Origin of the sequence: Thioalkalivibrio sp. ALE20 (assembly GCF_000381405.1) — a bacterium.
Lineage (GTDB): Bacteria > Pseudomonadota > Gammaproteobacteria > Ectothiorhodospirales > Ectothiorhodospiraceae > Thioalkalivibrio.
In genome coordinates this window covers 231,244-244,401 of record NZ_KB906472.1, presented here as the reverse complement: position 1 = coordinate 244,401, position 13,158 = coordinate 231,244, and the positions used below count along the sequence as shown (strand labels likewise).

Below are 13,158 nucleotides of genomic sequence, written 5' to 3'. Positions count from 1 at the left end.
GTCTCCTCTTTCAGCTCTTATTGAAAATCGTCGGGGCTCAGCCGTTCAGCACGTCGCGGGCGATCTGCGCGACATTCTCCGGCTTGAAGCCGAAGTAATCGAACAGCGCACCGCCCGGGGCGGATTCGCCGAAGCAGTCCATGCCGAACACCGCGCCGTCCATGCCGGTGAACTTGTACCAGCCCGCGGTGGCGCCGGCCTCCACGGCCACGCGCTTGCGCACGGCGGACGGCAGCACGGATTCGCGGTAGGCCGGATCCTGCTGTTCGAACAGTTCCACGCAGGGCATGGACACGACGCGCGCCTGCTTGCCCTCGCCGGCCAGCGTCTCGGCCGCCTGCACCGCCAGCTCGACCTCGGAACCGGTCGCGATGAAGATCAGATCCGGGGTGCCGTCGCAGTCCTTCAGCACGTAGCCACCGCGCGCGATGTTGGCGAGCTGCTCGCCGTCGCGCTCCATGTGCGGCATGCCCTGGCGCGACAGGATGAACGCGGACGGCCCGTCGGTGCGCTCGACACCGGCCTTCCAGGCCACCGCGGTCTCGACCGCGTCACAGGGGCGCCACACGTTCAGGTTGGGGATCAGGCGCAGGCTCGGGGTCTGTTCGATCGGCTGGTGGGTCGGGCCGTCCTCGCCAAGGCCGATGGAATCGTGCGTCAGCACGTACATCACGCGCTGCTTCATCAGCGCGGACATGCGGATGCCGTTACGCGCATAGTCCGAGAAGATCAGGAAGGTGCCGCCGTACGGGATGAACCCGCCGTGCAGCGCAATGCCGTTCATGATCGCGGCCATGCCGAACTCGCGCACGCCGTAGTACACGTAGTTGCCGGCGGCGTCTTCCTTCGAAACGGGCTTCGAGCCGCTGTACATGGTCAGGTTGGAGCCCGCCAGGTCGGCGGAGCCGCCCAGCAGTTCCGGCAGCGCCGGGGCATAGCCACCGATGGTCGCCTGCGACGCCTTGCGCGTGGCGGTCTTCTCGGCCTTCTCGACGGTTTCCTTGATGAAGGCCGTGGCCTTCTCGGTCCAGTCGGAGGGCAGGTCGCCGGCCATGCGGCGTTCGAATTCGGCGGCCAGTTCGGGGTGCGCCTTGCGATACGCCTCGAAGCGTTCCTTCCATTCGGCCTCGGCCTTCGCGCCCTTGTCCTTCGCATCCCAGCCGGCGTAGATGTCGTTCGGGATCTCGAACGGGGCGTGATTCCAGCCCAGCTCCTTGCGGGTCAGCGCGACTTCGTCATCGCCCAGGGCAGCGCCGTGGCACTCTTCCTTGCCGGACTTGTTCGGGGAACCAAAGCCGATCACGGTGCGGCAGCAGACCAGGGTCGGCTTGCCGGTTTCCTTGCGGGCCTGCTCGATCGCGGCCTTGACCGCATCGGCGTCATGGCCGTCCACGTCGCGCACCACGTGCCAGCCATAGGCCTCGAAGCGGGACGGGGTGTCGTCGGTGAACCAGCCTTCGACCTCGCCGTCGATGGAGATGCCGTTGTCATCCCAGAACGCGACCAGCTTGCCCAGGCCCAGGGTGCCGGCCAGCGCGCAGGCCTCGTGCGAGACGCCTTCCATCAGGCAGCCGTCACCGAGGAACACATAGGTGTTGTGATCGACGATCTCGTGGCCCGGACGGTTGAAGTGGGAGGCCATGACCTTCTCGGCCAGCGCCATGCCCACGGCGTTGGACACGCCTTGACCCAGCGGGCCGGTGGTGGTCTCGACGCCTGCGGTATAGCCGTACTCGGGGTGCCCCGGTGTCTGCGAATGCAGCTGCCGGAACTGCTTGATCTCGTCCATCGGCAGGTCGTAGCCGGTGAGGTGCAGCAGCGAGTACACCAGCATCGAACCGTGGCCGTTGGACATCACGAAACGGTCGCGGTCGGCCCAGTCCGGGTTCGCCGGGTTGTGCTGCATGTAGTCGTTCCACAGCACCTCGGCGATGTCCGCCATCCCCATCGGGGCCCCCGGGTGACCGGAATTGGCCTTCTGGACCGCGTCCATCGAAAGGGCGCGGATGGCATTGGCAAGCTCTCTACGGGTGGGCATGCGGGTCTCCTGCTCAAGTGATGAAAGATTCTGGCCGGGGCGGGAACCGGTCTCGCGGCTCCGGCGCTGCAGCATCAAGGCGCGCCGGGCGGACCGGACAACGGGCGGGCAAGGCCGCACAACCCCAGTGACGGCGGAGCATTTTGGCCACTTTCAACCAGCGGGGCAAGTCGCGTCCCGACGCGCCGCAGCGGGCGCGCCGGCGCGGATCGCCGACACCCCGCAGCCGGGGCTCGTGGGTTCCGCCGACAGGGGGGCTTAGAAATTCCCGGCGAGTCGCGTTACACTAGCGGTCGTTTTGCGCAAAACTAAATCGAAACGACAGAAAAGGAACGCTTAATGTCCAACTACATCTTCACCTCGGAATCGGTCTCTGCGGGTCACCCCGACAAGATGGCCGACCTGGTCTCCGACACCATCGTCGACGCCATCATCGAGCAGGACCCGCACGCCCGCATCGCGTGTGAAACCGCCACCAAGACCGGCATGGTCATGCTGCTGGGCGAGATCACCACCGGCGCGCAGATCGATTACGAGCGCCTGGTGCGCGAGACCGTCTGCGAGATCGGCTACGACGATTCCCACAAGGGCTTCGACGGCAACACCTGCGCCGTGCTGAACGTGCTGGGCGAGCAGTCCCAGGACATCGCCATGGGCGTGGACCGCGACGTCTCCGACCGCGCCACCCAGGGCGCCGGTGACCAGGGCCTGATGTTCGGCTACGCCGCGCGCGAAACCGATACCCTGATGCCCGCCCCGATCTTCTACGCCCACAAGATGGTGCGCATCCAGTCCGAGCTGATGAAGAGCGGCAAGCTGCCGTGGCTGCGCCCGGACGCCAAGAGCCAGGTCTCCCTGCGCTATGAAGACGGCAAGCCGGCCGGTCTGGACGCGGTCGTGCTGTCCACCCAGCACAGCCCGGAGATTTCCCAGAAGGACCTGCAGGAAGCCATCTATGAAGAGGTCTTCAAGAAGGTCCTGCCGGCCGAATGGCTGAACCAGGTCTCCAATGACCAGATCCACATCAACCCGACCGGCAAGTTCGAGATCGGCGGCCCGGTGGGCGACGCCGGCCTGACCGGTCGCAAGATCATCGTCGACACCTACGGCGGCATGGCGCGCCACGGTGGCGGTGCGTTCTCCGGCAAGGACCCGTCCAAGGTGGACCGTTCCGCCGCCTACGCCGGCCGCTATGTGGCCAAGAACGTTGTCGCCGCCGGCCTGGCCGACAAGTGCGAGATCCAGGTCTCCTACGCCATCGGCGTGGCCGACCCGACCTCGATCACCATCGACACCTTTGGCACCGGCAAGATCGACGACCGTCGCATCGAGACGCTGGTCCGTGACATCTTCGATCTGCGCCCGTGGGGCCTGATCCAGATGATGGATCTGCTGCGTCCGATGTACAAGGCGACCGCCGCCTACGGCCACTTCGGCCGCGAAGACGTCGACCTCCCCTGGGAGCGCACCGACAAGGCCGAGGAACTCAAGAAGGCCGCCGGACTCTAAGAGTCCATATTTCGTAAGCGAAACACCCATCCGGCTGAGGAGCGCTGCAGCGGTTCCACCGTCAGGCTCAGCCGGATGTTCCCCTGAAGTAACACGGCGCTCATCCAGACCAACGGAGAAGTAACACCATGAATGCTGTGATGGATGCCAAGAAAACCGGCGACTACGTCGTCAAGGACATCAACCAGGCCGAGTTCGGCCGCAAGGAAATCGCGATCGCCGAGACCGAAATGCCCGGTCTGATCCAGACTCGCGAAGAGTATGCGGCCTCCCAGCCGCTGAAGGGCGCCAAGATCGCCGGCTCCCTGCACATGACCATCCAGACCGCCGTGCTGATCCAGACCCTGGAAGCGCTGGGTGCCGAGGTCCGCTGGGCCTCCTGCAACATCTACTCCACGCAGGACCACGCTGCCGCGGCCATCGCCGACAACGGCACGCCGGTCTTCGCCGTGAAGGGTGAGACCCTGGAAGAGTACTGGGACTACTGCCACCGCATCTTCGAATTCGACGGCGGTGCCAACATGATCCTGGACGACGGTGGCGACGCGACCCTGCTGCTGCACATCGGCGCCAAGGCCGAGAAAGACCCCTCCGTGCTGGAAAACCCCGAGCACGAAGAAGAAGTGGCCCTGTTCGCCAAGATCAAGGAACGCCTGGCCGAGCAGCCCACCTGGTACTCGGACATGCTGTCCAAGATCCACGGCGTGACCGAAGAGACCACCACCGGCGTGCACCGTCTGTACCAGATGGCGAAGACCGGCGAGCTGGCCTTCCCCGCCATCAACGTCAACGACTCGGTCACCAAGTCCAAGTTCGACAACCTGTACGGCTGCCGCGAGTCCACCGTGGACTCCATCAAGCGCGCCACCGACGTGATGATCGCGGGCAAGATCTCCGTGGTCGCCGGCTACGGTGACGTCGGCAAGGGCGCCGCCCAGTCGCTGCGTGGCCTCGGTTCCACCGTGTGGGTCACCGAAATCGACCCGATCTGCGCCCTGCAGGCCGCGATGGAAGGCTTCCGCGTCGTGACGATGGACGAAGCCGCCGACAAGGCCGACATCTTCATCACCGCCACGGGCAACAAGGACGTGATCACCGAAGATCACATGACCCGGATGAAGGATCAGGCCATCGTCTGCAACATCGGCCACTTCGACTCCGAGATCGACGTCGCCTCGATGCGCAAGTACGAGTGGGACAACATCAAGCCGCAGGTTGACCACATCATCCTGCCGAACGGCAACCGCATCCTGATGCTGGCCGAAGGCCGTCTGGTGAACCTGGGCTGCGGCACGGGCCACCCGTCCTTCGTGATGTCCAACTCGTTCACCAACCAGTCGCTGGCGCAGATCGAGCTCTGGAACAAGGGCTCGGAGTACGACAAGCAGGTCTACATCCTGCCGAAGCATCTGGACGAGAAGGTCGCGAACCTGCACCTGAAGAAGCTGGGCGCGAACCTGACGCGCCTGACCGACGACCAGGCCAAGTACCTGGGCATGTCGGTGGATGGTCCGTTCAAGCCGGAACACTACCGCTACTGATCGGCCAGCCTCACATTAGTCAACTGACTGTGTGACAGCCCGGGCGGGCCGCATACTCGTGCGGTCCGCCTTCTTTTTGTCTGGAGGACAAGCAATGAGCAATCAGGAACGCGTCTTCAGCGTTGAATTCTTCCCGCCCAAGGACGATGCCGGCGCCGAACGCCTGGCCAAGGCCCGCAAGCGTCTGGGCGCCCTCAAGCCGGAGTTCTACTCCGTCACCTTCGGCGCCGGCGGTTCGACCCGTGACCGCACCCTCGAGACGGTCAAGGACATCATCCGGAACGATGGCATCCCGGCCGCCCCGCACGTCTCCTGCATCTCGTCCACGAAGGACGAACTGCGCGACCTGCTGAACGCCTACCGCGACATCGGCGTGGACCGCATCGTGGCGCTGCGTGGCGACCTGCCGTCCGGCACCAAGCATTCCGGTGGTGATTTCCGTTACGCCTCGGAGCTGGTCGAATTCGTACGCGCCGAGTTCGGTGACCAGTTCAAGCTGGAAGTGGCAGCTTATCCGGAATTCCATCCGCAGGCCCCCAGCGCCGAGAAGGACCTGGAAAACTTCAAGACCAAGGTGGACGCCGGCGCGAATACCGCGATCACCCAGTACTTCTATAACGTGGATGCCTACGTCGCATTCATGGAGCGGGTCGAGGCGATGGGCATCACGATCCCGATCATCCCGGGGATCATGCCGATCACCAACTACACCCAGATCATGCGCTTCTCCGAGATGTGCGGCGCGGAGATCCCGCGCTACATCCGCAAGCGCATGGAGGCCTACGGGGACGACAAGGACTCCATCCGCAAATTCGGTATCGAGGTGGCCTCCCGTCTGACCGACGAGCTGCTGGAGAAAGGCGCCCCGGGCATCCATTTCTACTCCATGAACCAGGCCGGCCCGACCGAGCAGATCTGGAAGGACCTGGACCTCGACAACCGTCGCTGACCATGCGCTGCCCCCGTCTGCTGATCGAGAATGCCGATCTCGCGGCGGGGCTGCGTCTGCCGGCACCGGAGGATCGGCTGCATTACGCCACCCGGGTTCTCCGGCTGAAAGACGGCGCCGCGTGCCGGGTATTCGACGGTCGCGGCAATGAATTCGACGCCCGCCTGGAGACCACCGGTCGCCGGGCGGGCGTTTTTCATCTGGCAGAGCGCGCCGCCGAACCTACCACCCCGCGCTTTCCGGTGACCCTGTGGCAGGGCATCGCGCGCGGCGATCACATGGACCTCGCCCTGCAGAAGGCAGTGGAACTGGGCGTGTCGCGGATCCGGCCCGTCTTGTGCGAACGCAGCCGTTCAGCCGGCGGGCACAAGGGCCTGGACCGGCGCCAGAGTCACTGGCGGGGGGTCATTGCGGCGGCCGCGGAGCAGTGCGGCCGCAACGAGTTGCCGGTGCTGGAAGCGGTCTGCGAGCCCGACGAAATACGTCCCGGCGAGGCCCCGGAATCCGGGGGTGGCGACCTGGCCCTGCTGGCCGACGAGGCCGGTGTGCCGCTCTCCCGGGCCGTTGCGTCAAACGAGGCCTCCGGGCCCGACAGCGCCAGCCTTCTGGTGGGCCCGGAAGGGGGGCTGACGGATGCGGAGCGCGCCCTCGCGCGGGACAGGGGATTCCTTCCGGTCCGCACCGGGCCACGCACCCTGCGCACCGAAACCGCGGCCATGGCGATACTGACCCTGGTTCAGTGGCGCTTCGGCGATCTCGATCCGGCTGACGCGGACGGCTGACGCGGCCCTTCAGCCCACAGGCGTATCCGCTGTCGTCCCTGAACCGGCCGCCCGCTCTCGCGGGCCACCTTGCGGCAGCTCCCGCAGACGGGCTTCGATCGTATCCAGCCGCAACAGGTGCGTAGTCACGCCCGATGCCTTGACCCGCCATGACCACGGCGTGGTCTCCACACCCTCCAGGGCGAAGATGTTCTGCGGCGTGATGCGCACCGGGTGCGGTGTCCCCCGCACCTCCAGGGCGTAATACGGCAGCCTGTCCGGTTCATCGGCACCCTGCAGGACCAGCAGACGCGTGAATCTGCGGTGGTCCTCACCGGTGTCACGCGCCGGATCCAGCAGGTGGTTGACGTTGATCACCGGGATCTGCAGCTCGTTCCAGGTCAGGGGCGCCGCCAGCCACGGCAGTTCGGCCGACACCTCGTCTTCCTCAAGGCTGGAACCGGGTCGCGTGGTGACCTCCAGGAGCGCACTGCGCGGCAGCAGGATCGAGCCTGCTTCCAGCTGGACGATCACCGCCTCGACGCGCTCTTCGCTTTCGCTCATCGTTCTCCTCCGCGACCGGTGACCCGGGTCATGCCGGCGCCCCTTCCAGCTGATGCTCGATCTCGTTGAGCAGGTCGTTTTCGAGGTAAGGCTTCCCGAGATAGCCGTTCACGCCCAGACGCATGGCCCGCTCGCGGTGCTTCGAGCCGCTGCGCGAGGTGATCATGATGATCGGTACGTCGCGGAACTCGGGATGTTCGCGCACATGAGCAGCGAACTCGAAACCGTCCATCCGCGGCATCTCCACGTCCAGCAGGATCAGGTGCGGCCGGCGCTCGTCCAGCAGGGTCACCGCGTCCAGACCGTCGCGCGCGGTCACCACCTCGAAGCCCCGGCGGGTCAGCAGACGGGCCGTCACCTTGCGAATGGTGATCGAGTCGTCGACCACCATGATGCGCGTCGCGGCGCTTTCGGGCTCGACGGCCTCGGCCTCGGCGGCGGTCGCCACGGTTGCGAACCGCATAAGCATGCTCAGATCCAGGATCAGCATCACCGAGCCGTCACCCTGCAGCGTGGCCCCGGCCACGCCCGGAATCCGGCTGAGGACCGGGCCGACCGACTTGACGACCACCTCCTGGCTGCCCGCCAGGCCATCCACACGCAACGCGACCTTCTGCTCGTCCGTACGTACCAGCAGCAGCGGGAACGGCTCGTCCGGGAGCGGGTGGACCCCGGCCTGGGTCTCGATACCGAGGATCTCGCCCAGGGAATGCAGGGCGTATTCCTGTCCCACATAGCTGTAGGTCGGCGCCGCCCCCGATTCGTCGATCTCCTCGCGCCGCGCCCGGACGACGCCCTCGACCGAGGCCATCGGTACGGCAAAGGTTTCCTCTCCGACCTGCACCAGCAACGAATGGCTGATTGCCAGCGTAAACGGGAGCCGCAGGGTGAAGCGCGACCCGGAACCCGGGATGGAATCAATGTCCAGCGTTCCACCGAGCTGCTTGACCTCGGCATTGACTACATCCATGCCCACACCACGGCCGGCCACATGGTTCACCGATGCGGCGGTCGAGAACCCGGACTGCAGGATCAGCTGCAGTGCCTGATTGTCGCTCAGTTCGGCGTCCGGCGTGATGACTCCGCGGTCGATGGCCTTCGCCCGTACCACTTCCGCATCGATTCCGCCGCCATCGTCGGCGACTTCCATGCGAATCTCGCTGCCGGCCTGCTCCAGGGTCACCGTAATGTGACCTTCCCGCGGCTTGCCCCGCTCTTCCCGCTCGTCAGGCGTCTCGATGCCGTGCGCGACGGCATTGCGCAGCAGGTGTTCCAGCGGCGCCACCAGCCGTTCCAGCAGGGCACGGTCGAGCTCGGAATCCTGGCCCACGAAATCCACCCGGACCTCGCGCTGCATGTCGTCGGCTGCCGCGCGCACCACACGCCGCAGGCGTGGCGCCATGCGAGCGAACCGGACCATGCGCTGTCGCATCAGCTGGTCCTGCAGCTCGGTACCCACGCGTTTTTCCTGCAACAGCACGCCGCCGGCGGTCCGGAGCTCGTCATCCACCTCCTGCTTGAGGCTGTCGAGGTCACTCACACTCTCCGCCAGCGCGCGCGAAAGCTGCTGAATTCCGGAGTAGCGGTCCATCTCCAGCGGATCGAAATCCACCTGCTCCTCGCCGGTTTCCTGTTCCACCCGGAACAGCACCTGCGCTTCGGTTTCGATCTCGAGCTTGCGCAGCTGTTCGCGCACCCGCGTGATGGTCCGGTCCAGCTCCTCGACCTGGTTCTCGACCCGGCCCACCGTCTGTTCGAAGCGCCGATGGAAGGTCGCCAGCTCGCCGGCATTGTTGACCAGGCTGTCGAGCACTTCGGCGTCCATCCGCACCTGGTCCTGCAGCTTGCGGCTGGCGGGCTCCGCCTCATTCGCCGGGGCCGCGGTGTCATCCGCCGTCACCTCGTCGGCGTCGGGTTCGCCGGTCGCTTCGTCAGCCTCCTCCGGCTCTTCCGCTCCCTCCTCGACGCTCCAGTGCCTCAGCCCCGACAGTTCCCGGGTTTGGTTCTCGTCCGTCTGCCATGGCCCAACGCCGCGCTCGACCAGGCCCTGCACCTCCACCAGCGCCTTTTCCGCGGCATCAAAGAATGACGGGCGCGGATCCTGACCGGCTTCGGTCTCGACCCCGAGCGCGGTCTCCAGTGCGTGGGCGATGGCACCCACCACGGTGAAGCCCGCCATGCGGGCACTCCCCTTCAGGGTATGGACTTCCCGCTGGAAGGCCTCCTGGTCAGGACCGGGGCGGCCGCCGGCCTCGCGCCAGGCCGCCAGGGTGTGGAAGGCCTGCTCGAGAATGTCATGAGCCTCCTCGATGAAGACCTCGCCGAACTCCGGATCGATCTCGTCTTCCGACGGAGGAGACGCCGCTGCGACGGGTTCCGGTTCCGGTTCCGGTTCCGGTTCTGGCTCTGGCTCTGGTTCCGGCTCGGGCTCGGGTTCCGGCTCGGGCTCGGGCTCGCCCGTGACTTCGGCCAGCGCCTCCGCTTCCAGCCCCCCGGAGGTTCGGTTCCAGCGATCCTGGGCGTCGGCGAACAGGTCCTCGACCTCGTTCACCCATTCCGGGGGCGTCTCCAGCCGGGCCACCGGAGGTGGCACCGGCGATTCGACCACCGCACCGAGGTGGTCGGCCACTCGACGCAGCAACTCGATGGCCTGCGGGCCCAGCGGCTCCTCCATCTCGCGGTGAAGATGTACCAGGTTTTCGAACGGACGACAGACCGAATGCGCGGTCGAGACGCCCGCGGTTCGCGCGCTGCCGTGCAGGGTATGCAGGGCACGCTCCAGCCCATAACTCGGCGGACGCGGCGGGCCGGCTTCGGCTTCCTCGAGCCACGACCGAACCGTGTCCAGATGGCTGCGGGCCTCGGCCGAGAAGACCTCCCACAGCTGCGGATCGATCACCGGCTCCTCCGCCGGCGCTTCGTCCTCGGCCGGCAGGACGTCGAGTACATCACCTTCTTCCTGGTCCGCGTCCGGCCACTCCTCGGCAAGACCCGGCTCCGGCGCGGATTCGCCCTCCGGGAGCGGAGACTCGAGCTCGATCACCGAGTCGTGCTCGGCTTCGGCTTCGGCTTCGGCTTCGGGCTCCGGCTCCGGCTCCGGCTCCGGCTCCGGCTCCGGCTCCGGCTCGCCAGGAGCATCCAGGGCATCCATGCTGCGCGCCAGGGCCGCCAGATCGTCCTCGGCGCCGGCCGCAGGAGCGGCCGGGGCCGGCTCTGCGTCCGTGATTGCCTCGGCGGACTCGCCGGCGGCCAGGGCATCCAGGCGCAGGACGATGTCGAGAATCGGCGTTTCCGGTCCCTTCTGGTCACGTACCTCCGCCACCAGCCCCGGAAGCACCGACACCGCATCGCCCACGGCGGAGAGCGTGTCTCCATCCGCCTGGTCGGTCCCTTCGAGCAGCCGGTTGAGGAAGGACTCCACCACCCAGGCGAACTCGCCCAGCCGCAATGCCCCTGCGAGGCGACCGGAGCCCTTCAGCGTGTGGAAGGATCGACGCACGATGGAAAGCGTATCCATGTCGCCCGGTGCCGAACGCCAGATCGGGTACTGCTCGTCGAGGCTCTGGATTTCTTCCTCGGCCTCCTCCAGGAAAATATCGAGGATCTCCGCGTCCGCGTCCGGCCCGAGGACCTGCTCCTGGAGGACCGCCTCGTCGAAGGTCAAACCACCAGGGCGTTCCGCAAGCGAGGCACCGACCGGCGCTTGGGCCCGCGCGGCGGGCATGTCGAGAGCGGCCTCGGCCTCGGCCTCGGCCTCGGGCTCGGGCTCGGGCTCGGGCTCGGGCTCGGGCTCGGGCTCGGGCTCGGGCTCGGGCTCGGGCTCGGGCTCGCCGGCAGGTTCCTCGCTCGCCCCCTCTTCAGCCAGCTCGGGACCGGACGAGGCTTTGGCATCCGGTGCCGAAGACGAAGCCGGCCCGATGTCCTCTTCCGAAAGTTCGAGATCCGGTACGGCATCCCGTTCGGCCGGCTCCGCCGCGCTGTCCGACGCCTCCGGAACATCGAGATCCGGGCTCGGAACCGGCTCCCCGTCAGCCGACTCCGGCCGTTCGGGCTCGGCCGGTTCCTCCATTGGGGATTCCGGAGCCGGCGCAGTGTCCTCGGATGCCCCCAGGCGCAGCAGGGCACTGCGACCGCGTTCATGCACACTGTCGAGTTCGCGCCAGGGCTGCCCGGATGATTCCAGCGCAACCTCGATCGAGCTGAGCACCTCCGCCAGTGCATCCACTGCATCGGGTGCCAGATCCGCCGCGGTCATCCCCTCGCGGTCATCGAGGAAACGCAGCAGGGGATCGATCAGGGAATGCAGGCTGCGGAAGCCCCCCATGGAAAGCGCGCCCCGCGTGCGATGCAGGGCGTCACGCGCCTCGTCGAGGCTGCTGGCATGGGCATCGCCCGACAGAAACCCCATGAGGTTTTCCCGGACCCGACGAACCTCCACCAGCGATTCGCGGTACAGCGCCTCCGCCAGCTTCCGGTCGTAGGCCGCCTCGCCGCTCGCGGTCTCGCGTTCGCCTTCCAGGCCGGATTCAACGATGGACTCCAGCGCGAGCAGATGCTGCGCCAGCTCCATCTCCAGACGTTCGTCGTGGTGGGCCAGACGCGTGGGTTCCAGACATTCGTCCAGGGCCCGGGTGTGGTGTTCCCCCTGCTCCAGCCCCAGCATGCGCATGGTGGCGCCGATCCGGCGAACCTGTTCGCGCAACGGTTCGAGGTCGCCCGCCTCGCGGGTCGCGGAACGAATCAGCACGTCCAGGCGTTCGCGGACCTCTCCGAGATCATCCTCCAGGGCCGCACGCAGCTTGTCGAAGACTTCGCGCCCCAGACCGCTGGATGCGCTCTCGTCCCGGGCATTCAGGTCATCGAGGTGAAAGACCTCGCGCACCGCGCGCGTCTGTTCGGTATCCGCCTCGGCCCTGGCCACGTGGAACAGGAGGGTCTTGATGATGTCGACGGGGGCTTCGTAATCGAGGTCGTCGGCCTGGCCGCCCTCGCGCAGCTGATTGGACAGTGCATTGAGGTAGCGACCCAGTTCGCGATCGACACGCCCCACCAGACGCCGGATGTCGTTGTTGAGCTCGACCCCGCCGCGCGCCAGACCCTCGAGCAGGGCGCCGGCCACCCAGAAAAGACGCCGGAAATCACCGGCCGGGACCGCCCGCACGACCTCGCGCGCGACCTCGTGCAGCCGCTCCGCGGCCGCCGCGGCGTCCACGCCCTTCACCAGTCCCAGCAGGTCTCGCTGAAAACTGCGCCGGGCCTGCTGCAGGGTCCGCAGGCGCTCGGCCGGCGACAGTCCCTCTTCCGGCTCGCCCATGCGCGAATCATCGACGTCGTCGAAATCGGGCATCAGTTCGGCGACGTCCATGAGCATGCTCGCTCCGCGGACGCTGCGGAGTTCGTTGAGCAGCGGGAGCAGCACCATCGGAGACGGCAGATCGGCGGCATCGCCGTGTTCGAGATAGTCGGGGAGCTGCAACGCGGCGCGCAACAGTGCCTCGGTGGTCGCGGCCGATGCGGACTCGCCGCTGCGCAGATGCTCCAGCACCGCGAGCATCTCGTCGCACACCTTCACGACGCTTTCGACCTGCACCATCACGAGCGTGCCGCGAATCTGGCGCACTCGTTCGTAGGCCCGGTCCAGCGAATCCACGCTGGTCGGGTCGTCGGAGTATTGGCGCAGGGCTTCCTGGACCTCGCCGAACAGCGCGTCCAGCTCGTCCCGAACCCAGTTCAGTGCACTGGCAACCATTGCGTGGCCCGGCCGTTATCCCTGCGTTCCTGAACGACCCGTGTCGT

At 66.7% G+C, this 13,158-nt stretch carries 7 protein-coding genes and 1 riboswitch; of the genes, 4 read left to right on the top strand and 3 right to left on the bottom strand.

The window, feature by feature from the left end:
* Positions 1-37 precede the first annotated feature (37 nt).
* Positions 38-2,038 (bottom strand): transketolase, encoded by a 2,001-nt coding sequence (gene tkt, locus F790_RS0104530; RefSeq protein WP_019590960.1) that lies wholly within the window; start codon positions 2,036-2,038, stop codon positions 38-40.
* A 339-nt stretch (positions 2,039-2,377) separates the two neighbouring features.
* Between tkt and metK the strand changes: the two genes are divergently transcribed.
* From metK to F790_RS0104510, 4 genes are all read left to right on the top strand, one after another.
* Complete coding sequence (gene metK / locus F790_RS0104525) at positions 2,378-3,547, top strand: methionine adenosyltransferase (RefSeq protein WP_019022690.1); 1,170 nt, start codon at positions 2,378-2,380, stop codon at positions 3,545-3,547.
* 30 nt (positions 3,548-3,577) lie between these two features.
* Positions 3,578-3,656: riboswitch (S-adenosyl-L-homocysteine riboswitch) on the top strand.
* Between the two features lie 19 nt (positions 3,657-3,675).
* Entirely contained in the window at positions 3,676-5,088 is a 1,413-nt protein-coding gene (gene ahcY, locus F790_RS0104520; RefSeq protein ID WP_019022689.1) for an adenosylhomocysteinase, read from the top strand.
* Positions 5,089-5,182: 94 nt separating this feature from the next.
* Positions 5,183-6,037, top strand: coding sequence for a methylenetetrahydrofolate reductase [NAD(P)H] (gene metF, locus F790_RS0104515; protein WP_019022688.1), 855 nt, complete (start codon positions 5,183-5,185; stop codon positions 6,035-6,037).
* Between the two features lie 2 nt (positions 6,038-6,039).
* Positions 6,040-6,819 carry a 16S rRNA (uracil(1498)-N(3))-methyltransferase gene (locus F790_RS0104510; protein WP_019590958.1) on the top strand — a complete coding sequence of 260 codons (780 nt, stop codon included), beginning with the start codon at positions 6,040-6,042 and terminating at the stop codon, positions 6,817-6,819.
* 9 nt (positions 6,820-6,828) lie between these two features.
* Here F790_RS0104510 and F790_RS0104505 read toward each other — a convergent pair whose 3' ends face one another.
* On the bottom strand, positions 6,829-7,362 hold the full coding sequence (locus tag F790_RS0104505; RefSeq protein ID WP_019022686.1) for a hypothetical protein: 534 nt from the start codon (positions 7,360-7,362) through the stop codon (positions 6,829-6,831).
* 28 nt (positions 7,363-7,390) lie between these two features.
* Positions 7,391-13,111 (bottom strand): Hpt domain-containing protein, encoded by a 5,721-nt coding sequence (locus tag F790_RS0104500; RefSeq protein ID WP_019590957.1) that lies wholly within the window; start codon positions 13,109-13,111, stop codon positions 7,391-7,393.
* Positions 13,112-13,158 lie beyond the last annotated feature (47 nt).

What these genes read in the sequence shown, in the direction of transcription:
- tkt (WP_019590960.1), bottom strand. Translation starts at nt 2,038, where the DNA reads ATGCCCACCCGTAGAGAGCTTGCCAATGCCATCCGCGCCCTTTCGATG.
- metK (WP_019022690.1), top strand. Translation starts at nt 2,378, where the DNA reads ATGTCCAACTACATCTTCACCTCGGAATCGGTCTCTGCGGGTCACCCC.
- ahcY (WP_019022689.1), top strand. Translation starts at nt 3,676, where the DNA reads ATGAATGCTGTGATGGATGCCAAGAAAACCGGCGACTACGTCGTCAAG.
- metF (WP_019022688.1), top strand. Translation starts at nt 5,183, where the DNA reads ATGAGCAATCAGGAACGCGTCTTCAGCGTTGAATTCTTCCCGCCCAAG.
- F790_RS0104510 (WP_019590958.1), top strand. Translation starts at nt 6,040, where the DNA reads ATGCGCTGCCCCCGTCTGCTGATCGAGAATGCCGATCTCGCGGCGGGG.
- F790_RS0104505 (WP_019022686.1), bottom strand. Translation starts at nt 7,362, where the DNA reads ATGAGCGAAAGCGAAGAGCGCGTCGAGGCGGTGATCGTCCAGCTGGAA.
- F790_RS0104500 (WP_019590957.1), bottom strand. Translation starts at nt 13,111, where the DNA reads ATGGTTGCCAGTGCACTGAACTGGGTTCGGGACGAGCTGGACGCGCTG.